The sequence below is a fragment of the Brevibacillus composti genome (genome assembly GCF_016406105.1).
GTDB lineage: Bacteria > Bacillota > Bacilli > Brevibacillales > Brevibacillaceae > Brevibacillus > Brevibacillus composti.
In genome coordinates, this window is record NZ_CP066308.1 from 2,081,693 (window position 1) to 2,104,893 (window position 23,201).

Genomic DNA, 23,201 nt, shown 5'->3' on the forward strand with positions numbered 1-23,201 from the left:
TTATCAAAAAAAGATTTTCTTTATAAATGACAATATACAAGCCCAGCCGAACCAGACCGAGCAAAATACAACTCCAGAGGAACAAAACGAGATGCCCGAGCTCGGTTATATAAAGGCGACAGATCCATCCAAAGTGCCGGAAGCGGCAAAGACCCGGACCGACACGATGGTACTTGGGATTACAGACCCGCAAGGCATATTCAACTACTGGTTCTATAACAGTGCCTATGACCGTTATGTCATAGAATCCATGATCGAACGCCTCGTGTCCGTAGACAAGGATGCCTCTCTTATTCCCGGTCTGGCGGAGAAGTGGGAGATTTCCAATGATGGCCTGACCTACACCTTCCACATCGACAAGCGGGCAACGTTCTCGGATGGAAAGCCTGTAACGGCAGAGGACGTTGCTTTTGCCTACCATGTGCTGCTGGATCCGACCTATGACGGCCGCTCCAATCTCTCGCTGGCCAAAATCAAGGGCGGAGAAGCATACAAAAAAGGGGACGCCACCAGCATCGAAGGGGTAAAGGTGATCGATCAGCACACCCTGCAGGTAGAGGTCGAAGAGGCCAATGCCACCACGCTGATTGAAATTGGCGCCAATATCTTTGTCCTGCCGAAGCATATTTACGGCAAGGATTTTGCCAAAGGGAAACTGGACTACATCAAGAGCCTGCATCAAAAGCCGGTAGGCAGCGGCCCTTACATCCTGAAAGAATACATTCCCGGACAGGAAGTGCGCCTCGTCGCCAATGAGAACTACTGGAAAGGGGCCCCCAAGGTTAAAAACCTGATTTTCAAAACCACGACGCAAGAAACGCAGATTCAGAGCTTGAAGACGGGCGTCACCGACTTCGACTCGAGCATCTCCGTCAACGCGGACAACGTGGAAGCGTTAAAAGAGCTCGGCTTCGTCGATCTCGACATGCTGCTCAACAACGGGTACGGCTACATCGCCGTTAATCACAAAAATCCGAAATTTCAGGATAAACGGGTCAGACAGGCGCTGATGTACGGTCTGAACCGGGAAGAAGTGGTCTACGCCTATTCGCAAGGCTACGCCAATGTGATCGACGTGCCGCAGTCCAAGCTCTCCTGGAGCTATCCGGATGAATCGAAGATTACCAAATACGAATACAACCTGGAAAAAGCAAAGCAGCTGCTCGATGAAGCCGGTTGGAAACTGGAGAGCGACGGCTATCGCTACAAGGATGGGAAAAAATTCACCATTCAATTCTCCGCCTCTACGCCAAACGAGGTGAACGATGCCTTGATTCCGATTGCGGTGGAGAACTACAAAGAATTGGGCATCGAGTTTATTCCGGAGCAGCTGGAGTTTAACGCTGTCGTAGAAAAGCGCAACAAAGGCGAGCACGAGATGGCGTTTCTCGCGGTCGGCCTGAGTGTGGACCCCGATCCGTACAGCCTGTTCCACACCAATGGCGGATCCAACAAGGACGGGTACTCCAATCCCAAGGTGGACGAATTGATCATGGAGGGCCTGAAAGAGTTTGACCAATCCAAACGAAAGGCAATTTACCAGGAAGTCTATCAAATCCTGAACGACGATGTGCCGGTTATCTTCATGTACCAGCGCTACAATCTGAATACCATCAGCGCCAGACTTTCCGGTTTCGTGATTTCTCCGTATAAATACTTCTCTGAAACGCTTCATGGCGTACAAATTAACTAACGATTTTGCATAACGCATCGATCGGCAATATGCTCGGCGACAGGCTGAGCATATTGCTTGTATAAAAGGGGAGGAAAACATGAAGCAGCTGCTTATCCGGAGACTCTTGCAAAGCATCCCGACCCTCATCGGTGCATCGATTCTCGTTTTTCTCGTCTTTACCCTGGCTCCCGGCGATTTTGTCACTTCCATGTCAGGAGCCGATCCCAATATGACGCAGGAGAGGATCGATGAGATCAGGGCTTTGCACGGACTGGACCAACCGCTCTACAAGCAGTATCTGACCTGGATGGGCAATCTGGTGACAGGCAATTTTGGCGAATCGGTGCTTCATCGGCAGCCGGTGACGAGCGTCATCGAGACGTTTATGTGGAACTCGTTTTTGATCGCCATCATCGTGCTGATTATCCAGTGGACGATCGCTTCCGTGGTCGGCATTTTCGCCGCGCTGAAACAGTATTCGCTGTTCGATTCGGGGGTGACGCTCCTGGTCTTTATCGCCATGTCGTTCCCGTCCTTCTTTCTCGGCTTGCTGATGCTCAAATTTCTCGCGGTCGACTATCAGATCTTTCCTCTCGGGGGGATGCGCAGTACGGGGAGCACGCTGTCCGGTTGGGCAGACCTCTGGGATGTAGCCAAGCATCTCGCGCTTCCGGTGATTGTCCTGACCATGCTGAATATCGGCTCGGTAACCCGCTATGTCCGCACCAATATGCTGGAAGTGATCAGACAGGACTATGTGAGGACGGCGCGCGCCAAGGGGTTAAAGGAGCGGGTTGTGATTTTCAAGCATGCCCTCCGCAACGCTCTGCTGCCGCTGATTACCCTGTTTGCGCTGGAGATTCCCGGACTGTTTTCCGGCGCCATTATCACGGAGAAGATATTCAACTGGCCGGGGATTGGCCGCGTGGTGCTGGACGGCATTTTTCTGCGTGATTACCCGCTGCTCATGGGCTTTACGATGCTGCTGGTCGTGCTGACGATCGTCGCCAATATCGTGGCGGATCTGCTCTACGGGGTAGCCGACCCGCGCGTGCGGAATCGATAGGGGGGATACAATGTGAGCCAGAATCTCGCAGATATTCAAATACCTGTTCAGAAAACAAAAGTCGTTTCTGACTCCCCTTGGAGAAGTGCGTTTCGCCGTTTGTTCCGGAACAAAATGGCCGTGACAGGCTTCATCGTCCTGGCGTTGATGTTCTTGTTCTCATTCGTCGGTCCTTTCTTTTCCCCGCATGCCGATGCCAAAATTTCCGTCCGCAATGCGAACCAGCCCCCCAGTGCCGAGCATTGGCTGGGGACAGACAAACTGGGACGGGATGTTCTGCTCAGGACGATGGAAGCGGGCAGAGTGTCTCTTCTCGTGGGGCTCGTCGCCGCCTCGATCATCGTCATCATCGGCGGCACGCTGGGGTCCGTCGCAGGCTACTACGGAGGCTTCGTCGATGCGCTCATCATGCGCTTTGCCGATATCCTCTACGCGATCCCCACTTTGCCTATTTTGGTGGCGATCGGGGCGATTCTGTCTGATTTGAAGTTCCCGCCGGACAAGCGGATCTATCTCGTGATGTTTATCGTCGGGATGATCGCCTGGATGAGTCTTTCCCGTCTGGTACGCAGTCAGGTGCTCAGTCTCAAAGAGCGGGAGTTCATGCTGGCGAATGAAGTCCTCGGCTTGCGCGACAGACGGAAAATATTCAGACATTTGCTGCCCAATACCGTCCCGATCATCATCGTGGCGGCGACGCTGGGTGTGGCCAACGCCATCCTGCTCGAATCCACCCTGAGCTTTCTGGGGCTGGGCGTAGTGCCGCCAACACCGTCGTGGGGACAGATGATCTCGGCCGCCAACAATATGATTGATTTCCAGAACAGACCCTGGCTGTGGCTTCCCCCCGGGATATGTATTCTGCTGACGGTCGTTTCCATCAACTTTATCGGGGATGGCTTGCGCGACGCTCTCGATCCCAAACAGAAAAGATAGGAGAAGCTGGATATGGCAGAGACACTCGTAGATTTTCGCAATTTGCGCACCTATTTTTATACAGAGGCTGGCGTGGTCCAGGCTGTCAATGACGTCAGTTTTTCGATCCGCTCCGGCGAAACCGTCTGCATCGTCGGCGAATCGGGCTGCGGCAAAAGCATCACGGCCCTGTCGATGATGCGCTTGATCGCTTCGCCTCCGGGTAAGATCGAAAGCGGCGAAATCTGGTTTGAGGGACGCGATCTGCTGAAGCTGAGGGAGTCGGAGATGCGGATGATCCGCGGCAATGAGATCGCGATGATTTTCCAGGAGCCGATGACTTCGCTGAACCCCGTCTTGACGGTGGGGGACCAGATCATGGAACCATTGATGGAACATAAATTTCTCTCCAAACAGGAAGCGAGGAAAAAGGCAATCCAGTTGATTGAGCAAGTGGGAATTTCCCGTGCCAGCGACATTATCGACAGCTACCCTCATGAATTGAGCGGGGGGATGAGGCAGCGGATCATGATTGCCATTTCGCTTTGCTGCGACCCGAAACTGCTGATTGCCGACGAGCCGACCACTGCGCTCGACGTGACGATTCAGGCGCAGATACTCGATCTCTTGCGGACCTTGAAAAGGGAGCGAAACATGTCGCTGATGCTGATCACGCACGATTTGGGAGTCGTTGCGGAGATGGCGGATTACGTGATCGTGATGTATGCGGGGAGAGTCATCGAGCAAGGTCCCGTGGTCGAAATCTTCAAAAATCCGCGCCATCCGTATACCAAGGGATTGCTGCTCGCCAAACCGATCATCGGTCAACGCAAGGAGCGCTTGTTTACGATACCCGGCCAGGTTCCCAATCCGATCGGACTCGGTGAGAATTGCCACTACAGCGAACGCTGCGAGCACCGGATGGACATCTGCACGGTCAAGCAGCCGCGGCTCATGGCGGACGGCGCAGACAGGAAAGTGGCATGCTGGCTGTACGAAGGCGAGGGAGCGAGATGAGTGACGTCATCCTGGAAGTGAAAGACCTGAAAAAGTATTTTCCGATCCGCACCGGTGTATTGAAGAGAACGATCGGTCATGTGAAGGCTGTGGACCAGATCAGCTTTACCATCATTCGCGGAGAGACGCTGGGGCTGGTCGGCGAATCGGGCTGCGGCAAGAGCACGGTTGGACGGACGATCATTCGGCTGTACGACAAGACCGACGGCACCGTCCTGTACAAAGGGCAGGATATTCATCAGCTCGGCAAAAAGGAATTGCGCAGCCTGCGGCCGAAGATGCAGCTCGTTTTTCAGGATCCGTTCAGTTCGCTGAATCCGCGGGTGAAGGTGGGCGAATCGATCGGCGAAGCGGTCGTCGACCACGGGCTCTGCTCGCCCAAAGAGATTCGCGAGCGCGTGATGGAGGTGCTCCGCATCTGCGGACTGGCTCCCTACCACTACGACCGGTATCCGCACGAGTTTTCCGGAGGGCAGCGGCAACGCATCGGAATTGCCCGCGCCCTGATCCTGCAGCCGGATTTTATCGTGCTGGATGAACCCGTCTCCGCGCTGGATGTCTCGATCCAGGCCCAGATCATCAATCTCTTGTCCGACTTGCAGCAAGAGTCCAATCTGACCTACCTGTTCATCTCCCACGACCTGAGCGTCGTGGAACATATATGCACGTCCGTGGCCGTCATGTACCTCGGCTCGATCGTAGAAATGGCCTCGCGGGAAGAGCTTTTTCAAAACCCGCTGCACCCTTACACAAAAGCTCTCTTGTCCGCTGTGCCGATCCCGGATCCGACGGCAGTCCGGGAGCGCATCCTGCTGAAGGGCGACATTCCCAGCCCGGCAAACCCGCCCAGCGGATGCAAATTTCATACCCGTTGCCCGATGGCTGCGGAAATCTGCGGTCAACAGGTGCCCGAATACCGCGATGCGGGGAATAACCACTTTGTGGCTTGTCATCTGGTCTGAACGAATGCATGACACGATTGGTGCCATGATCTCAATGAACCCTCGATTCCAAAAAGGAAAATCTTTCAAAAAACTTCACCAATATCTAACAATCCACTGCTATAATGAACATGGTTATTCCACACAGAAACGAGGGGGATTTTTCATTGAGAAAGAAGTGGATTGCCGCTCTGTCTGCGACGATCATGCTGTCCCTGGCAGCTGGTCAATATCAGGCGGGGGCCAAGCATTACGGAGAGAGAAAAGGCGACCTGGAAATCGAAGCCAGCGAAGAGCTGTCGCTGAAAGCCCAAGCGAAGCGGTCGGGCCAGACGAGCCTCTACGTCATTCGCTTCGAGGGTCCGATCCAACAGGAATGGAAGGATGAAGTCGAATCCTTCGGGATCAAACTGGGCGATTATTTGCCTGATTATTCATTTGTGGCAAAATTGCCGGACCGGGGCGATCTGAGGAAGGTAAAGCGTCTGGACTTTGTGAAGGACATCGTCCCTTTCTACCCGGTGTCCAAGGTAGCGCCACAGCTTCGCAAGTCACTCGGCACCAACAGAGAGGTCGAGGTAGCTGTTGTCGGTTTTGACAAACGGGTAGACATGCGCCGGACCGTCAGTCGAATCGCCAAGGACGAGCTGAGCGGCGATGTGGAACCGCTGAAAATAGCAAAACATATTTCGGTCGCCAGGATCAGCGGACAAGGGCTGGAAGAAGTGATCCAGTCCGAGGACGTGATCGCCGTGCTGCCGGTGAGCAAAAGGAAGCTGCATAATGACCGGGCAGCGGATATCATAAAGGCGGACGAACTGGAGCGGACCGGTTACACCGGGCGGGGACAAATCATCGGCATCGCCGACAGCGGACTGGACAGAGGGGACGCGGAGGACATCCATCCCGATTTGGCCGGCCAGGTCCTGAGCCTGTATGCGATCGGCCGCAAAGGCGACGCCAGCGATCTCGATGGCCACGGGACGCATGTAACGGCGTCGGCGCTCGGTACCGGCAAGGCATCGCGCGGTCGCTACCAAGGAACCGCACCCGAAGCCAAGCTGGTATTCCACTCCATGATGAACGAAGAGGGGGAGCTGGTAGGCGACCCGCGGGAGATTATGAGCCAAGCCTATGAGGACGGAGCCCGGATCCATTCCAATTCCTGGGGGGCGGACGATTTTGGCGATTACGGGCTGGATTCCTATCTATTCGATCAGTTCCTGTGGGAACACAAGGACATGACAGCGCTGGTTGCCGCTGGAAATGCGGGCTACGAAGGGTACGAAACGATCGGCAGCCCGGCGACAGCCAAAAATGTGATTGCGGTGGGCGCTACCGAGAATGATCGCCCCCGCATAGGCGGCGAGGAAGCGGACGATCCTGATGCAGTCGCTGATTTCAGCAGCAGGGGTCCGACGATTGACGGACGCTTGAAGCCCGATCTCGTGGCGCCGGGCAGCTATATCCTGTCAGCGCGTTCCTTGGTGCCCGACGAGGACGCCTATCTTCAGGTGCTGGACGATGAGTACGCGTACAACAGCGGGACAAGCATGGCGACGCCGCTGCTCGCCGGCGGCGTGGCGCAGATCCGGCAATTTCTCCGGGAAGATCTGGACTACGACGATCCCAGCGCGGCATTGATCAAAGCGATGCTGATCAGCGGCGCAGACGACCTGGACGAGGACATGCGCATGCAGGGCTTTGGACGGGCCAATCTGCGCGCTGCCATCGAGACCGATTTTGTCGATGAAAAAGAAGGACTCCTGACCGGCGAGGGAGCGACCTATACGGTGGAGGTAAAGGACCGCTCCAAGCCGCTTGCCATTACGCTGGCCTGGACCGATCATCCGCCTTCGCTCGCTGCGAATCGCGCGCTGGTAAACGACCTGAATCTGACGGTCACCGCACCGGACGGGCAGACGTACAACGGCAACGACTTTTTCCGCTACCCGTACGACGATGAGGTAGACAATCTGAACAATGTCGAGCAGGTATGGATTCCAGAACCGGACTGGGGCACCTATACGGTCAGGGTAAAGGCTCATAACATTCCGCACGGGCCGCAGCCGTACGCCATCGCTACATCGGGAAAGATCACCCGGGAAGCGCAAGGGTCGCACGTGTTGAAAGGCAGTCTGGAGACGGACAGGAGCGTCAATCGATCCGACTGGCACACCATCGAGGCCAAGAGCGAGGGAAGACTGCGGGTAAATACGACCTGGAGGGGCGGCGCGACCCTCAGTCTGACGCTCTACGACGACAGCGGGATGCCGATTGCGGTCGTCTCCAAATTGAAAAAGGGCAAAACGATCGCGCTGCCCTTGCCAGATGCGGGGACTTACCAGATCAAGATTCAACTGGACAAAGGGTATGATACGACCTATCGCATGGAAGTCAATTACCCGGACGAATAGGTACGGCCAAACAAGAAGGCGCCATCCATCTTCTAACGAGATGGTTGCGCCTTTTTTTCATGCAATCCGTTTGCCAGGCCGCTGCCCGTGATGCCGTGCTTCCACTCGTAAGCGCGCAAGGCGATTTCCAGGCAGAGCCGCTTATCTGGCTGAGACAATTCCACGCCCAGGCATTCCTCTATTTTTTCCAGACGGTGGTAGAGGGTTTGCCGGTGGATAAACAGCTTGTCCGCAGTATCCTGCTTGGAGAGGTGATTGTCCAGATAGACCCGCAGCGTTTTGACCAGCTGCGTGTTGTTTTCCGCATCATAGCGGAGGAGCGGACCGAGATAATCATGGATGAAATGGGTGAGAACCGGCTCCTGCGGGACGTGGAACAGCAGACGAAAGAGGCCCAGCTCCGAGAAGTACGGGCTGTCGGTGTCACGCTGAAAGATGAGCGCCTGCTCAGATTCGGCCAGATGCTTCCCGGCATCCGACAGTTGTTCCCCAGGTCTGCTGACGCCAAAGAATACCTCCGTTTCGGGGCCCATGGCCTGTCGGCATACCCGCTTCATCTCCGACATCGCTTTGTCCAGATTTTTTCGGATATCGCTCGGGTGGGTCGGACTGATCAAGAGCAGATAAAAACGGTTCCCGAGACAACGGATAAAGGGGCGGAATCCCAGCCTGGTCAAAAGGGAGCGGAATACCCCCGTCAATTCATGCGGCGGCAGGGGAGAAGAGGCGTCCTCCATGCCCCGATGCAGGGAGAGGATCATGGAATGGTACGTCGGCGTCTTTCCTTTTCCGGTCAATCCGAGTAGCGAGCGGATCTGCTCTTCGGGGAGCGTCCGGTTTGCGATCAAATCGTCAAAGAGCCGATTTTCTGCGGCGAGCATCTGTTCTTCGGCAAACATCTTGCGCATCAGGATTTGGGCCATGGCGCTGACGGTGTAGTCGAGGGTCAGCAGCAGGTATTCATCGGGGTCCCGGTCGAACAGGATCAGTCCGACGTAGGCGAGCAGATGACCCATGCCTGTGATCGGATGGTAGACCAGCTTCTTTTTGTCTGAGAGGGCGATGACGCCGCTTTGCACATCCATCTCACCCGCCTGCGGCAGCACGGAGCGGATGAGGCTGGACATCTCGCTTTGCACCGCCTGCGGCAAGAGCGGCACATAGAGCGGGTGGCCGTCTAGCGGAAAGAAGAACACTTGTGTGTGCACGTTTGATTGAAAATGCTGCAGGAGCTTGGGTATCCCCTGTGCCTGCAGACTGAGCTGCTGCAGGCTGCGGGAGTAGCTCTCCAGGTTGCGCAGCGCCTGCATCTGGCGATTGATCAAGAGCTCGTGCAAATCCTGGGTGATATTCACAAATCGAACGGGCTTGGTAAAGACGATGAGAGGAAAGTCGTGATGATTTGCCAGCTCCAGCATATCTTCTGGTACAGAGGGGATATAATCGCCCAGCTCGATACATAGTCCGACGGCTTTTCGCGATATCAGCTCGGAGAGGTAGGCCAGCCGTTTTTCCTTTGCCTCGCCAAATCCCAGACCGGTGGACAGAATCAGCTCTTCGCCGTTCAAGTACTGGACGGTATGGGCGGCTTCCAGCACATGCACCCAGCGGACGGCACGGGATAATCCGCGGCTGCCCGCTACCACCACCGCGTGCTGAAACAGCGGCCGCTTCACGACATCTGCCACGGTCAAGCGCCATTCTTTGTTCATTTACGCCCTCCTTATAGACAGTATGTAACATGAATACTAGCGAACTCCTGTCAGTTTGTCTAGTGAAGAGGGATGGAATGTTCAGATAAGATGGAATTATCAATCAAGGTTCGCAAAGGAGCTGAAGGTGTTATGAGCATGACAACTGTTGGTCCCACACTGAAAAACTACATCGCTGGCGAGTGGGTCGAATCCGCCTCCGACCGCTATGAGGACATCCCCAATCCGGCCACTGGCGACCTGCTGTCCCGCGTGCCGCTCTCGACGAAAGAAGACGTGGACAAGGCTGTTCAGGCGGCCAAGGCTGCTTTTCCCGCATGGAGCAAGACGCCCGCCGTGGATCGCGCCCGGATCATGTTCCGCTTCCAACACTTGCTTTGGCAGCATCAAGATGAACTGGCGCAAATGATCACCTTGGAGAACGGAAAAAATCTGGCCGAGGCTCACGCAGAGCTGCTGCGCGCTGTCGAGATGGTCGAATTCGCGGCAGGAATGCCAACCCTGTTGATGGGCGAGACCTTGCCGAACATCGCGCAAAACATCGACTGTCAAGTCATCCGCTTCCCGCTCGGTGTGGTCGGCGGCATCACCCCGTTCAACTTCCCGCTGATGGTGCCGATGTGGATGTACCCGATCGCGATTACGGCAGGGAATACCTTTGTCCTCAAGCCTTCGGAGCGCACCCCGCTCTCTTCGATCCGCATCGCCGAGCTGCTGAAGGAAGCAGGGCTGCCGGACGGCGTGTTCAATGTGGTTAACGGCGCCCATGACGTGGTCAATGGACTGCTGGAGCATCCGGATGTGAAAGCCATTTCCTTCGTCGGTTCCCAGCCGGTCGCGGAGTACGTCTACAAGACGGCAGCAGCGCATGGCAAGCGGGTACAAGCGCTGGCTGGCGCGAAAAACCATCATCTCGTCATGCCGGACACCAACCTGCAGCGCGCTGCCAAAACCATCGTCAGCTCCGCATTTGGCTGTGCCGGCGAGCGGTGCATGGCCGCCAGCGCGGTCGTAGCGGTCGAGGAGATCGCCGACGAGCTGATCCAGCATCTGATCGCCGAGTCCAACGCACTGAAGATGGGCAATGGGCTGGAAGAAGGAGTCGATCTGGGTCCAGTGATCCGTCCATCCCATCTGGAAAAAGTGCACGGCTTCATCGAGCAGGGGCTTGCTGCCGGCGCCGAGCTGGTCCGCGACGGGCGGGAAGATGCCAAAGCGCAGCCGGATGGCTATTTCCTCGGGCCGACGATCTTCGATAAAGCAGATGCGGAAATGGTCATCGTCCGCGATGAAATTTTTGCCCCTGTGCTCAGCGTGATGCGCGTCAAGAATTTTGAAGAGGGACTGGAGACGATCAGCAAATCCCGCTTCGGAAACGGCGCCACGATCTATACGGAAAACGGCAAATGGGGCCGGGAGTTCGTGCAGCGGGTGGAAGCAGGCATGGTCGGCGTCAACGTAGGCGTACCGGCACCGATGGGCTTCTTCGCCTTCACGGGCTGGAAGAATTCCTTCTACGGCGATCTGCACGCCAACGGCAAGGACGGCGTGGACTTCTTCACCAAGAAAAAGACGATCACTTCCCGTTGGTTCGACGACGGCGACACCAGTATCGGTTCTCAAAAAGTATTCGTGAAATAGCGAAAGGGAGGAACGAAGATGAGCCAAGATCAACAAATCCGCACCGTTGACAAAGAAGCTCTGCTGGAAAAAGACCGCGCCCATATGTGGCATCACATGTCGCCCTTCAACCCCAACCCCATGATCGTGACGGAAGCAAGCGGCTCCTGGGTGACGGATATCGATGGGAATAAATACCTGGACGGGATGTCCGGCCTCTGGTGCGTGAACATCGGCTACGGTCGTCAGGAGCTGGCGGACGCCGCTTACGAGCAGCTGAAGGAAATGGCCTACTTCCCGCTGACGCAAAGCCATGTGCCGGCCATCAAGCTGTCGGAAAAAGTCAGCGAGTGGCTGGGGGACGAGTACCGCGTCTTTTTCTCCAACAGCGGCTCGGAGGCAAATGAAGTCGCTTTCAAGATCGCACGCCAATACCACCATCAGAACGGGGAGCCGGGACGCTATAAATTTATCTCCCGCCACCGCGCGTATCATGGAAATACCATGGGGGCATTGGCCGCCACTGGCCAGTCCATCCGCAAGCAGAAATACGAGCCGCTCGCGCCGGGCTTCCTCCATGTCTCGCCGCCGTATTGTTACCGCTGTCCGTTCGGCAAAACCTACGGCAACTGCAATCTCGAGTGCGCCCAGGTCTATGATGAAGTGATCAACTGGGAAGGCGCAGGCAGCGTCGCTGCGGTGATCATGGAGCCGACGATTACCGGAGGCGGCGTCATCGTCCCGCCGCCGGAGTATATGCCGAAAGTGCGGGAGATCTGCGACAAATACGGTGTGCTGTTGATCGTCGATGAGGTCATCTGCGGCTTTGGCCGCTCCGGTCAAAAATTCGGCCACCAGAATTTTGGCGTCAAACCGGACATCGTGACGATGGCCAAAGGCATTACCAGTGCGTATCTGCCGCTCTCCGCCACAGCGGTGCGGGCAGAGATCGCCGATAAATTCAACGAGCAAGGCGTCAATCTGCACTTCCGCCATGTCAATACATTCGGCGGAAATCCGGCAGCCTGTGCGCTCGCACTGAAAAACCTCGAGCTGATGGAAGAGGAGCAGATGATCGAGCGGGCGGGCAGGCTGGGCGAGGAGCTGCGCGAAAAGCTCGCGTTCCTGGAAGAGCATCCGAATGTCGGCGATATCCGCAGCTTCGGATTCCTGATGGGAATCGAGATGGTAGAGAATCGGGACACCAAGGAGCCGGCCGCCCCTGACAAACTGGCCAAGATCATCGGTGCCTGCAAGAAGCGCGGTCTGATCATCGGCCGCAATGGAGACACGGTACCCGGGTTCAACAACGTGCTGACGCTTTCTCCGCCGTTCTCGACCACCAGCGAGGATATCAACTTCATCGCCCAGGTGCTGCGGGAAGCATTTGACGAGCTGAACCAGTAAGAGTCTCGCCCGATCATCAAAAAAACCCTACCCTTTGGTCCGTCCAGCTTTTAGCTGGCGCCAGGGGCAGGGTTTTTACTTGTCCGGAAAGGGATTGACGCCGCTGGTTGAACATGGTAACGTAAGGCTCAATGAAAGTATAGTAAATTAGTAGGAATTGTTGCTTTTCCAACAAGCGAGGAGAGAGAAACCATGCAAACCAAACGTACCATCGTTCATCTGACCGCTTCCGCAGCCCTGCTGTCTGCTCTGGCCCTGTCCACAGGCGCACATGTGCATGCAGCCGCAACCGCCCCGTATCTGGCCGCTGTACCGGCACAGTCCGCTTCTGCCCAAGAGACGGCGGCATACCTGCAGCAGCAGTTCGGTATCAAGCTCTCGGGCACCATCACAAAACCGCAGTTTGAAAAAGGACTCCTGAAGGTGCGCGCTTCATCCGCAATCCTGTCTTCGGAGGAGGGAGAGGCCGCCTTTTTCCAGGGAGCGGACAAAAGCGGAAGCCTTCAGGTCTGGGAGGCCGTCAGTGCAGCAGTAAAAGCGGCTGAGCTGAAGGAGCTCGCCTACACCTACACGGATGAACAGATCGCGGCCGCTTGGAAAACTGCAGGCTGGAGCTATACGCCGGAAGGGTCCATCGCAAAAGAAGCCGCCCAGGAGATTGCCGCCGCGCTAGATACCGGTTTCCTGACCGTACCCCATGCGGGCGGATATAAACTGGATGCCGCCCTCACCGCGGAGCTCGGCTACCAGCTCCTCGGCAAAGTGGCTGAATTCCTGGGTGAGCAGCAACATTTCCTTGGATACATCAGCGAGCCTGACATTTACGGCAAGCTGGTGCAGGCCTGGAACGAATCTGTGCTGATCAAGTCCGAGGAGCTCCAAAAGACCGTTGATGAGGCGCTGAAACAAAATTTGATCACCGGTTACAATCTGAAGGACACGCAGTATGATCCGCATTTTGATCCGGCCCGCACGATTACCTACGGTCACAGCGACATCATCCATGCCGTCCAGCTGATCGGGCTGCTCAAGCGTGAGGGCATCGAGGCCAAAGTCCAGCTGGAGCCGAAAACTTCCGCCTTCGTCTACCTCAAGGAGTGGGGCGAGCCGGTTGAGACCGACAACTACCAGGTCGCTTCGATTGAAAACGGAAATCATATCGCCTACGCGAAAGAATACGACCTCAGCCTAGAATTCGCGTCAGTCAAAGAAAAGGAGCAATTCCAGCCGCTGGTGCTCAAGTACGCCAAGAAGAACGAGGAAAACGCGGCAGGCCTCTTGAAATCCTCCTGGTGGCAGCCGCTCTATTACTCGCTGACCGAGCTGGAGGACTACCCGGTGATTACCAATCACGTTTTGAAAAACGGCAGATACCTGGCCCAGTCCTTTACCTTGAACGAGGAATCGGCAAAGGTCATCGCGGGATTGAAAAAAGTAAATCCGGCGATCACGGTAGAGAGCTATCAATTCTGGGTCGACCAGCCGTTCCACAATTATTTGAAAGGCGATTACAAGTAACAGGTCACTCTTGCCCTTCCTCTTTGCGGGACTCTCGCTCGTCCCGCTCCGCCTGATAAGCGCGGAGGCCGCGAATGAACATCTCGAGGATCACTTCGTGCTGGGTCTTGCTGGACACTTTCATCCGAATTTGCTCCAGCTCCGCTACCAGTTCCGAGTCGAGATGCAGATTGATCGTCTTGCCCTTGCTTCGGGGATGGATCTCGTAATGGCTGCCGTTTTTTTTCAGTACGCCATCGACAATCGCCCCTTTTCCCAGGGCTTTACGCTGTGGGAGATACAAGCAAGGCGCTTCCAGCACAATATGGGTCAGCTCCTCACTAAAGCGAATGCTGAGGGGCTGCCCCTTTTTTTTATGGAAATCGCGGATTTGCCGGGAATAGTCCTGGTTTTCGATTGTATTTGGCAAGCGAATGGAAACCGTCTCCATAACTCCTCCTTACGACGGGTCCGCCATGGCGGTTGCCTCCGTATTACTGGCGCTCAGTAAGGCGTTCTCCGCGATCTCCTCGATCACTTCGCCGCTTGCTTCCAATTGCGCTTGATAGACGAACAGCTGGTCGATGGAATCGGCCTCTCTCGCGTTCACTGCGGTGATGACCGCCCATTTCACATCCTCGCCGACCTTTAGCAGTACCCGATCCAGCACGTCGTAGCGGGGGTGGAGCCATCCTTTTTGATAGAGAAACCGAAACACGTCGGCTCGCGGGTAGAGATGGCGCTTCTTCCCCTGTTTTCCGGCGAGCAAGGGAAAGGCCTCCCTTTCCTCGACAACCTGGCCGAGATGTCCTTCGTCCGCCCAGCGTTTGATCGAGGCCATGCTGCCGGTGCGGCCGCAGCGGGTGGCGAGCAACTCCAGAATTTCACGGGAAGAAATGTATGTTTGCCTGAGGCGCTGCTGGGCTTCGAACGATTCCCATTCCTGCTCCAGTGCCCCTAGCCTATCGGTCAACTCTTCGATCTGCTGCCGAAGTCTGGCAATCAGCTGCGGATAGTTCTTCATGCCATTCTCCCTTTCTTCTGTCGCTTCTGTTACCAGCGTATTCGCAGCTGAAATCATTCATGACCGGGAAGTGTTTTTCATTCCGCCAGACGGCTACCTAAAAAATGAGATGAAAGAATCATAAAAGGCTGGTTCCCTACATTGATTAATAGCAAGGAAGCGATTATAGAACGCCCGAGGAGGTAGTTGCGAAAATGAGCGTTCACCGCGAACAGACCCAGACCTCTGCTTCGTTGGAAGCCAACTTTGCAGAAGTGGTTCCCGCCTTGAAGCCGAAAGAGGCCATCGACGAAGCGAACCGATGCCTTTTCTGTTACGACGCCCCCTGTATCAAGGCTTGCCCCACCTCGATCGACATCCCGTCCTTTATCAAAAAAATCGCCACCGGCAATCTTCTCGGCTCGGCCAGAACGATCATGGAAGCCAATCCGGTCGGGGCCAGCTGCGCCAGAGTCTGTCCGACAGAAGAGCTGTGCGAGGGGGCCTGCGTGCTCAACCATGCGTCCAAGCCGATCATGATCGGCCTTTTGCAGCGGCACGCGACCGATTGGGCCATCAAAAACCGGCAGGTACTCTTTCAGCCGGGGGAAAAGAACGGGAAGCGCGTCGCCATCGTCGGCGGCGGTCCGGCGGGGCTTTCCGCAGCCAGGGAATTGGCCCGGCTCGGCTATGCGGTCACTGTTTTTGAAGCCAGGGAAAAGGCAGGAGGATTAAACACGTATGGCATCGTCTCTTTCCGGCTGCCCCAGGAAATCTCCCTGTGGGAAGTACAGCAGGTGGAGAAGCTCGGCGTCGGGATCCGAACCAATACCAAGGTCGGGATCGATGTGCAGCCGCAGGAGCTGTTGGAGCAGTATGACTCCGTCCTCCTCGCGGTTGGGATGGGGGAAGTGCCGCGGCTGAATATCGAGGGAGAGGAGCTGGACGGCGTCCTCGATGCCATCTCGCTGGTAGAGGAGACGAAAACCAGACCGCTGCCTGACAGAATGTTCGGAAAAAAGGTCCTGGTCATCGGTGCGGGCAATACCGCGATCGACGCTGCCACCAGCTCCAAGCGGCTGGGAGCCGGGCAGGTGCAGATTCTCTACCGGCGCACCGAAAAAGAGATGACCTGTTACCAGTTTGAGTATGAATTCGCCAAGCAGGACGGGGTTGAATTCCGCTGGCTGGTCGCACCGACGCGGATCATCGGGGAAAACGGCAAGGTGACCGGATTGGAGCTGATGCGCATGGAGCTGGGCGAGCCGGACGCCAAGGGCAGGAGAAAGCCGGTCCCGGTACCGGACAGCCAGTTCACAGTGGAGACGGACTTTGTCGTCAAAGCCATCGGACAGACCCGGCATGTACCGCTGATCGAAGCCTTTGGCCTGCAACACCATAACGGCATCGTCGCCGTTGAATCAGGCACGTACCGCACCTCTGATCCTCGCGTCTACGCGGCCGGGGATGTGATCTTCGGCGGCGGCGGAACCGATGCCATGGTCGTGGATGCAGCCAATCACGGTGTGCGGGCGGCCCAGGCCATACACGCGGCGTTGAGCGAGCAGAGACAGACCGTCTGAGGGACGGCTGTCCACTAGAGGATTTTGCCAGGTAGAAGGAGGCGTAGGGAAATGGCAGATTTACGCATCAATTTGGCCGGTATCGAGTCGCCGAATCCATTTTGGCTCGCTTCGGCACCGCCCACCAACTCCGGTTATCAGGTGCAGCGGGCTTTTGAAGCGGGCTGGGGCGGGGCCGTATGGAAGACCTTGGGGGAGCCGATCATCAATGTGACCTCCCGCTTTGCCGCTCTCCATTACGGCGGGCAGCGGGTGATGGGCTTCAACAATATTGAGCTGATTACGGACCGGCCGCTTGAAGAGAATTTGCGAGAGATGGAAGAGACCAAGCGGCTCTACCCCAAGCACACCTTGATCGCCTCGCTCATGGTAGAGCACAAGCGGGAGGCTTGGCATGAGATCGTCAAGCAGGTAGAGGCGGTCGGCGTCGATGGGCTGGAGCTGAACTTCGGCTGTCCGCACGGCATGGCGGAACGGGGGATGGGCTCGGCAGTCGGACAGCATCCCGATCTGATCCGGCAGCAGGTCGAGTGGGTCAAAGAAGTGGCCGAGACGCCCGTCATCGTCAAACTGACGCCGAACATCACAGACATCCGCTATACGGCACGGGCTGCCTCGGAGGGAGGCGCGGACGCGATCAGCATGATCAACACGATCAACAGCCTGATGGGGGTGGATCTGGATTCCTGGCTGCCCATTCCGCATGTCGATGGAAAAGGAGCCCACGGGGGCTACTGCGGTCCTGCAGTCAAACCGATCGCACTCAACATGGTGGCCGAGTGCGCCCGCGATCCCCATGTCGGCATCCCGATCTCGGGTATCGGCGGCATCTCCACCTGGCAGGATGCGGTAGAATTCCTGCTCATGGGTGCCAGCGGCGTACAGGTATGTACAGCGGCGATGCATCACGGCTTCCGCATCGTCGAAGACATGATCGACGGTCTGAACAACTATCTCGATCAGCGCGGCATCGCTTCGGTGATGGACATCGTGGGCAAAGCCGTCCACACCTATTCGGACTGGGGCAACCTGAATCTGAACTACAAGATCGTCGCACGCATCCACGAAGAGACCTGCATCAACTGCAACAAGTGCCATATCGCCTGTGAGGATACGTCTCATCAATGCATCGACATCGTCAGGGATGAGCGCACCGGCAAGGAAAAGCTGGTCGTCCGGGAAGAGGATTGCGTCGGCTGCAATCTCTGCTCCATCGTCTGCCCGGTCGAGGGAACGATTGAGATGGTGGAGATTCCCACGGGAGAGCCGCCGCTTACCTGGAACCAGCGTCAGGCAGCGCTGGCGGCGGGCAAAAGCTGCGGGATCGAGAGCGAGTCATAAGTTTTAGCCGGATGGAGCCTCTTTCAGCAGGCAACAGGCAATATGCCCCTATGGGGCCGGGAAAATAAGGAGGGGTAGCGATGAAAAAATGGATTCGCGGCGGTACGGTGGTGACGGCAGCCGATACCTATCAAGCGGATGTGTTAATTGAAGGAGAGCGAGTGAGCGCGATCGGCCATCATTTGCCCGTCGAGGATGCGGAAGTGATCGACGCCAGCGGATGCTATGTCCTGCCGGGAGGGATCGATCCGCATACGCATCTCGACATGCCGTTTGGCGGTACGGTAACGGCCGATGATTTCTTCACCGGAACCAGGGCGGCGGCATTTGGCGGAACGACCAGCATCGTTGATTTTTGCCTGACGAAAAAGGGGGAGACGCTCCGCTCCGCGATCGCCACCTGGCATGAAAAGGCCCGCGGCAAAGCAGTCATCGACTACGGCTTTCACCTGATGATCGCGGAAGCCAATGACCAGGTGCTGGAAGAGCTGGAGAGCGTCATCGCTTCCGAGGGGGTCACATCGCTGAAGGTATTCATGGCCTACAAAAACGTCTTCCAAGCCGATGACGAGACATTGTTCAAGACGCTGGTCCGGGCCAAAGAGCTGGGGGCATTGGTCCAGGTGCATGCGGAGAATGGCGACGTACTCGACTACTTGACCAAAAAGGCCTTGGCCGAGGGGAATACCGCTCCGATCTACCACGCCTACACCAGACCGGCGGAAGCGGAGGGCGAAGCGACGGGCAGAGCGATCGCGCTCACGGCGCTGGCCGACTCCCAGCTCTACGTCGTTCACGTCTCTTGCGCGTCGGCGGTCCAGCGCATCGCGGAGGCGCGCGAAAAGGGCTGGAATGTGTACGGCGAGACGTGCCCGCAATACCTGGCGCTGGACATCAGCGTCATGGACCAGCCTGACTTCGAAGGAGCCAAGTACGTCTGGTCGCCGCCGCTGCGCGAGAAATGGAATCAGGAGGTTCTCTGGAGCGCCTTGAAAAACGGCATTTTGCAAACGGTCGGCTCCGATCATTGTCCGTTTAATTTCTCGGGGCAAAAGGAACTGGGCCGGGACGATTTCACCAAGATCCCGAACGGCGGACCCCTCATCGAAGACCGGATGGCGATCCTCTACTCCGACGGCGTGCGAGAGGGCAGGATCAGTTTGAACCAATTTGTCGACGTCTGCTCGACAAAGGCGGCGAAGCTGTTTGGGATGTTTCCGTGCAAAGGAACGATCGCCGTAGGTTCCGATGCCGACATCGTGATCTTTGATCCGCAGGTAAAGCGGACGATTTCGGCAAAGACCCATCATATGAACGTCGATTACAATCCCTTCGAGGGGAAAGAGGTATACGGCGAAGTGGTGTCTGTCCTGTCCAGGGGTTCGTTTGTCGTGCGCGACAAGCAATTCGTCGGCCAGGCAGGCAGCGGCCAGTTCATCAAACGGTCGACATTTGCCCAGCCGTAAATGTGGCAGGCAGCGGCTCGCAACAGATGCAAGAAGGAGGGGGCGGCGATGGGAAACAAGGTGACCATCGGCCTGATTCAGGCAAAAAATGAGGTGCACGGTGATGAACCCGTACACGTGCACAAAGAAAAAGCGATCGAAAAGCATGTGAGCATGATGCGGGAGGCTGCGGCCAAAGGAGCGCAAATCATCTGCCTGCAGGAAATCTTTTACGGCCCGTATTTCTGTGCAGAACAGAGCACCAAATGGTATGAAGCGGCTGAAGAAATACCGGATGGGCCGACCGTCAGGCAGTTTCAGGAACTGGCAAAAGAGCTCGGAACCGTGCTGATCCTGCCGATCTACGAGCGTGTGGGCATCGGGACTTATTACAATACGGCGGCGGTGATCGACGCGGACGGCAGCTACCTGGGCAAGTACAGAAAACAGCATATTCCCCATGTGGGCGTAGGAGAAAAGGGCTGCGGCTTCTGGGAAAAATATTATTTTAAACCGGGCAATCTGGGTTATCCCGTCTTTGAGACCGCTTTTGCCAAAATCGGCGTCTACATCTGCTATGACCGTCATTTTCCGGAGGGAGCGAGGCTGCTCGGCCTGAACGGCGCAGAGATTATCTTCAATCCGTCGGCTACTGTAGCGGGACTCTCCGAGTACCTCTGGAAGCTGGAGCAGCCTGCCCACGCGGTAGCCAACGGGTACTACGTGGCCGCGATCAACAGGGTGGGCGTGGAGGAGCCATGGGCGATGGGGGAATTCTACGGCCAGTCCTATCTGGTTGATCCGCGCGGTCAGTTTGTCGCCATCGGCAGCAGAGATCGGGACGAAGTGATCATCGGGGAGATGGACCGAAATCTCATCCACCAGGTGCGGGATACGTGGCAATTCTACCGGGACCGCAGACCGGAGACCTACGAGGATATGGTGAAGCTGTTGCCCTGATCGGGCCGAAATGGGTTGGAAAGACAAGAGGTTCGCCCAGAAGCAGGGAGGCGTGAGAAATTACGCCCCCTTTTTTTCCTTTTGAGGTTTACAGTTGGCAGGAAACGGGAAGTAGGAGGGTAAGAGATGAAGCAAATCGTCTATCGGGGAGTCGAATATCAGGAAGCCGTCCGCGTGGTCAAATCGCAGCGGTACGAGAGGCATGAGCGCAGGCAATTCGTTAATGGCGCCATTGCCAAGGCCGTATTCGGAACCGGTGTCTATCTCGTCAGCAGCAAGAAAATCGCGGCGCAATATGCGATCTGCCATGCCGAGACGACCTGGGACCAGGCTGCGATTCTCGCGCAGGAGCTGGATACGGACAAACTTTTTTGCCTGCACGAGGGCTACGGTGAAAATCAGCTGCGCACCGACGCTTTGCGCGAGCTCTATACGGAGCAGGAATTGATCCAAAAGGCAGAGGGGCTGTCTCACCGCGAATGGCTGGATTGGACAGGAGAAGCGATTCGTCGCTACCTGCTGGCCAAGGGGTATGAAGGAATCAGCTACCGGATTTCCGATGAGCTGACCTATTACATTTGCTATAGGCCTGAGCGGCAAATCGCAAATATTTCACTCTATTCTGTATTCGATTTGGGAGTTTCGTCGTAAAACTATCGACTTGTCCATCTCCCTTTGGTAGAATTAGACATTATTCGACTAATTTCATCAAATATAAAAAGATTTTGGTAATAAGGAGATGGAGATGTGACATGAAAAAACTATTTAGCAAGTTCAAGCCACGAAAAAAGCAGGACGCTCCGCGCAGTCAGAAGCTGAAGAAGCTCGGAAACATGAGACTCAATGTGCTCCGCAATCTAAAAACCAGAACGAAATTGATCAGTCTGGTTGTATTGATGGGCGTATTTATGGCAGCTGTTGGCGCGACCGGGTTGTTCAACCTGATGAAGGCGGAAAGCCGCATGACGACCATGTACGAGGATCAGCTCCTGCCGGTCAAATGGATCAATGAGCTCCGCACCGAAACCAGGCAGATCGAAGGTCTCATCTATAAAATGATGCTCGAATCCAGCCCGTCCAAGCTGCGCGACTACAAGCAGCAGTATGGCGATCTGGTTACCCGTTCGGACGAGTTGTTGGCACAGCTCGAGGCGACTGGGAACAGCGATAAGGAAAAAGAAATCCTGGAAACCCTTCGCATGCTTTTGGACAAATACCGCAGCGATCAGAATGTGGTCATCAAGCTGATCGACGAGGGGAATGCGGATGAAGCATTTGCCTTTTTCCGCGCGACAGAATCGACGCTGAACGGAATTAACCAGGAATTAAAAGGGTGGGCCAGTTTCAAAGAGACCTATGCGGAAGAGATGAACAATACGAATACGCAAGAGGCGAAGACCGTTGAAATGTTGATGGCCGTCATCGCCATCATGGCCATCGTCCTCTCACTGGGCCTCGGCTTTACGATTGCGCGCCTGATTGCCAATCCTCTCCGCGAGGTCGCTTCTCGACTGGAGGAGCTCGCATCGGGCAACCTGAATGTAGAGCCGATCGACGACCTCGGTCGAGACGAAGCAGGCGTCCTGGCGGCGGCCTTCAATCGCCTGGCGGCAGAGCTGAGACAGCTGATCGAACAGGTAAAGATCGCCAGCGAACAGGTGGCTTCTTCTTCCCAGCAACTCCATGCCAGTGCGGAAATGACCGCGCAATCCGCGCAGCAAGCGGCGGAAGCGATCGAAGAGATCGCTTCTGGCACCGAAGTGCAAAGTCAGCGCACAGCTGAAGGGGTACGCGTCATGGAAGAAATGGCGCTGGCCGTACAGCGTATCGCGGAGACTTCCGGCACCGTATCGGAATTTTCCGGACAAGCTGCCAAGGAAGCAGAGCAGGGCAATGAGCGCGTTCAGTCCGCTGTTCAGCAGATGAGCGCGATCAATGAAGCCGTAAGCCGCGCTTCTGCGCTGGTGCAATCACTGGGTGTGCGATCGGATGCCATCGGCGAGATCGTGCAGGTGATCACCGGGATTGCTTCGCAAACCAATCTGCTCGCGTTGAACGCCGCGATCGAAGCGGCACGGGCCGGAGAACAGGGACGCGGATTTGCCGTAGTTGCCGATGAAGTGCGCAAGCTGGCGGAACAATCCGAGCAGTCGGCACGCGAGATCGAGCGCCTGATCCAAGACATCCAGAAGGAAACAGCGCAAGTCGTCAGCGCGATTGACCAAGGAACACAGGAAGCCGAGGCAGGAAGCGTCATCGTACGGGAAGCAGGGGAGGCGTTCCAGCGCATCGTGGTTTCTTCCCATACGATTGCGGGACAAGTACAGGAAGTATCCGCAGCCACGGAAGAAATGTCGGCAAGCATCCAGCAGATCGTCTCTTCGATGGATGAGATGAAGCGCTTGTCCGAAGAAGCTGCGGATCATACCCAGGGTGTGGCGGCCAACTCGGAGGAGCAGCTGGCGGCGATGCAGGAAATTGCCTACTCCAGCGAAAATTTGAGCAAGCTGTCGCATGAGCTGCAAGAGTCGATCAGCCGTTTTAACATCTAATGGCGGCGAAGAACCAATCGAACAAAGCCATGCCGTATGAATGATGTCAT

At 56.2% G+C, this 23,201-nt stretch carries 18 protein-coding genes; 15 read left to right on the forward strand and 3 right to left on the reverse strand.

All coding sequences use genetic code 11. The annotated features are described in order from the left end of the window. The first annotated feature begins 91 nt into the window (after positions 1–91). The 6 genes from JD108_RS10760 to JD108_RS10785 all read left to right on the forward strand — a co-directional run bounded on the left by JD108_RS10760 (position 92) and on the right by JD108_RS10785 (position 8,031). Positions 92–1,693 (forward strand): ABC transporter substrate-binding protein, encoded by a 1,602-nt coding sequence (locus JD108_RS10760; RefSeq protein WP_198829801.1) that lies wholly within the window; start codon positions 92–94, stop codon positions 1,691–1,693. Between the two features lie 79 nt (positions 1,694–1,772). Continuing rightward, a complete protein-coding gene (locus JD108_RS10765) occupies positions 1,773–2,741 on the forward strand; it encodes an ABC transporter permease (RefSeq protein WP_198829802.1) in 969 nt (322 codons plus the stop codon). A 12-nt stretch (positions 2,742–2,753) separates the two neighbouring features. Beyond that, positions 2,754–3,677 (forward strand): oligopeptide ABC transporter permease, encoded by a 924-nt coding sequence (opp4C, locus tag JD108_RS10770; RefSeq protein ID WP_198829803.1) that lies wholly within the window; start codon positions 2,754–2,756, stop codon positions 3,675–3,677. Between the two features lie 12 nt (positions 3,678–3,689). Continuing rightward, positions 3,690–4,673 carry an ABC transporter ATP-binding protein gene (locus JD108_RS10775; protein ID WP_198829804.1) on the forward strand — a complete coding sequence of 328 codons (984 nt, stop codon included), beginning with the start codon at positions 3,690–3,692 and terminating at the stop codon, positions 4,671–4,673. Beyond that, positions 4,670–5,635, forward strand: coding sequence for an ABC transporter ATP-binding protein (locus JD108_RS10780; RefSeq protein ID WP_198829805.1), 966 nt, complete (start codon positions 4,670–4,672; stop codon positions 5,633–5,635). Before JD108_RS10775 ends, JD108_RS10780 begins: the two co-directional genes overlap by 4 nt. Before the next feature lie 146 nt (positions 5,636–5,781). After that, positions 5,782–8,031: a S8 family serine peptidase gene (locus tag JD108_RS10785; protein WP_228728380.1), complete on the forward strand. Its 2,250-nt coding sequence runs from the start codon at positions 5,782–5,784 to the stop codon at positions 8,029–8,031. Positions 8,032–8,063: 32 nt separating this feature from the next. Here the strand turns inward: JD108_RS10785 and JD108_RS10790 are convergent, their stop codons facing one another. Continuing rightward, positions 8,064–9,743: a PucR family transcriptional regulator gene (locus JD108_RS10790; protein WP_198829807.1), complete on the reverse strand. Its 1,680-nt coding sequence runs from the start codon at positions 9,741–9,743 to the stop codon at positions 8,064–8,066. Positions 9,744–9,875: 132 nt separating this feature from the next. On the opposite strand from JD108_RS10790, the gene JD108_RS10795 reads away from it, so the two are divergent. The 3 genes from JD108_RS10795 to JD108_RS10805 all read left to right on the forward strand — a co-directional run bounded on the left by JD108_RS10795 (position 9,876) and on the right by JD108_RS10805 (position 14,288). Further along, on the forward strand, positions 9,876–11,384 hold the full coding sequence (locus tag JD108_RS10795) for a CoA-acylating methylmalonate-semialdehyde dehydrogenase (protein WP_198829808.1): 1,509 nt from the start codon (positions 9,876–9,878) through the stop codon (positions 11,382–11,384). Between the two features lie 18 nt (positions 11,385–11,402). Continuing rightward, a complete protein-coding gene (locus tag JD108_RS10800) occupies positions 11,403–12,770 on the forward strand; it encodes an aspartate aminotransferase family protein (protein ID WP_198829809.1) in 1,368 nt (455 codons plus the stop codon). 192 nt (positions 12,771–12,962) lie between these two features. Beyond that, a complete protein-coding gene (locus tag JD108_RS10805; RefSeq protein ID WP_198829810.1) occupies positions 12,963–14,288 on the forward strand; it encodes a hypothetical protein in 1,326 nt (441 codons plus the stop codon). 4 nt (positions 14,289–14,292) lie between these two features. On the opposite strand, the gene JD108_RS10810 is transcribed toward JD108_RS10805, so the two are convergent. Together JD108_RS10810 and JD108_RS10815 are read right to left on the reverse strand one after the other, a co-directional pair. Next, positions 14,293–14,718 (reverse strand): hypothetical protein, encoded by a 426-nt coding sequence (locus JD108_RS10810; protein ID WP_198829811.1) that lies wholly within the window; start codon positions 14,716–14,718, stop codon positions 14,293–14,295. A gap of 9 nt (positions 14,719–14,727) precedes the next feature. Then, positions 14,728–15,291 carry a hypothetical protein gene (locus tag JD108_RS10815; protein ID WP_198829812.1) on the reverse strand — a complete coding sequence of 188 codons (564 nt, stop codon included), beginning with the start codon at positions 15,289–15,291 and terminating at the stop codon, positions 14,728–14,730. Between the two features lie 194 nt (positions 15,292–15,485). On the opposite strand from JD108_RS10815, the gene JD108_RS10820 reads away from it, so the two are divergent. The 6 genes from JD108_RS10820 (at position 15,486) to JD108_RS10845 (ending at position 23,151) form a co-directional block, all read left to right on the forward strand. Beyond that, entirely contained in the window at positions 15,486–16,853 is a 1,368-nt protein-coding gene (locus JD108_RS10820; RefSeq protein ID WP_198829813.1) for an NAD(P)-dependent oxidoreductase, read from the forward strand. A 51-nt stretch (positions 16,854–16,904) separates the two neighbouring features. After that, a complete protein-coding gene (gene preA / locus JD108_RS10825; protein WP_198829814.1) occupies positions 16,905–18,194 on the forward strand; it encodes an NAD-dependent dihydropyrimidine dehydrogenase subunit PreA in 1,290 nt (429 codons plus the stop codon). A gap of 80 nt (positions 18,195–18,274) precedes the next feature. Continuing rightward, a complete protein-coding gene (gene hydA, locus JD108_RS10830) occupies positions 18,275–19,660 on the forward strand; it encodes a dihydropyrimidinase (RefSeq protein ID WP_198829815.1) in 1,386 nt (461 codons plus the stop codon). 48 nt (positions 19,661–19,708) lie between these two features. Beyond that, positions 19,709–20,599: a nitrilase-related carbon-nitrogen hydrolase gene (locus JD108_RS10835; protein WP_198829816.1), complete on the forward strand. Its 891-nt coding sequence runs from the start codon at positions 19,709–19,711 to the stop codon at positions 20,597–20,599. Between the two features lie 126 nt (positions 20,600–20,725). After that, complete coding sequence (locus JD108_RS10840; RefSeq protein WP_198829817.1) at positions 20,726–21,250, forward strand: hypothetical protein; 525 nt, start codon at positions 20,726–20,728, stop codon at positions 21,248–21,250. A 101-nt stretch (positions 21,251–21,351) separates the two neighbouring features. Further along, entirely contained in the window at positions 21,352–23,151 is a 1,800-nt protein-coding gene (locus JD108_RS10845; RefSeq protein WP_228728381.1) for a methyl-accepting chemotaxis protein, read from the forward strand. Positions 23,152–23,201 lie beyond the last annotated feature (50 nt).

Excerpts from the sequence above, each read along its gene's own strand:
- JD108_RS10795 (WP_198829808.1), top strand. The coding sequence starts at position 9,876 with ATGAGCATGACAACTGTTGGTCCCACACTGAAAAACTACATCGCTGGC.
- JD108_RS10845 (WP_228728381.1), top strand. The coding sequence starts at position 21,352 with ATGAAAAAACTATTTAGCAAGTTCAAGCCACGAAAAAAGCAGGACGCT.
- JD108_RS10840 (WP_198829817.1), top strand. The coding sequence starts at position 20,726 with ATGAAGCAAATCGTCTATCGGGGAGTCGAATATCAGGAAGCCGTCCGC.
- JD108_RS10790 (WP_198829807.1), bottom strand. The coding sequence starts at position 9,743 with ATGAACAAAGAATGGCGCTTGACCGTGGCAGATGTCGTGAAGCGGCCG.
- JD108_RS10805 (WP_198829810.1), top strand. The coding sequence starts at position 12,963 with ATGCAAACCAAACGTACCATCGTTCATCTGACCGCTTCCGCAGCCCTG.
- preA (WP_198829814.1), top strand. The coding sequence starts at position 16,905 with ATGGCAGATTTACGCATCAATTTGGCCGGTATCGAGTCGCCGAATCCA.
- JD108_RS10780 (WP_198829805.1), top strand. The coding sequence starts at position 4,670 with ATGAGTGACGTCATCCTGGAAGTGAAAGACCTGAAAAAGTATTTTCCG.
- JD108_RS10815 (WP_198829812.1), bottom strand. The coding sequence starts at position 15,291 with ATGAAGAACTATCCGCAGCTGATTGCCAGACTTCGGCAGCAGATCGAA.
- JD108_RS10820 (WP_198829813.1), top strand. The coding sequence starts at position 15,486 with ATGAGCGTTCACCGCGAACAGACCCAGACCTCTGCTTCGTTGGAAGCC.
- JD108_RS10760 (WP_198829801.1), top strand. The coding sequence starts at position 92 with ATGCCCGAGCTCGGTTATATAAAGGCGACAGATCCATCCAAAGTGCCG.
- JD108_RS10835 (WP_198829816.1), top strand. The coding sequence starts at position 19,709 with ATGGGAAACAAGGTGACCATCGGCCTGATTCAGGCAAAAAATGAGGTG.
- JD108_RS10775 (WP_198829804.1), top strand. The coding sequence starts at position 3,690 with ATGGCAGAGACACTCGTAGATTTTCGCAATTTGCGCACCTATTTTTAT.
- JD108_RS10800 (WP_198829809.1), top strand. The coding sequence starts at position 11,403 with ATGAGCCAAGATCAACAAATCCGCACCGTTGACAAAGAAGCTCTGCTG.
- JD108_RS10765 (WP_198829802.1), top strand. The coding sequence starts at position 1,773 with ATGAAGCAGCTGCTTATCCGGAGACTCTTGCAAAGCATCCCGACCCTC.
- JD108_RS10810 (WP_198829811.1), bottom strand. The coding sequence starts at position 14,718 with ATGGAGACGGTTTCCATTCGCTTGCCAAATACAATCGAAAACCAGGAC.
- hydA (WP_198829815.1), top strand. The coding sequence starts at position 18,275 with ATGAAAAAATGGATTCGCGGCGGTACGGTGGTGACGGCAGCCGATACC.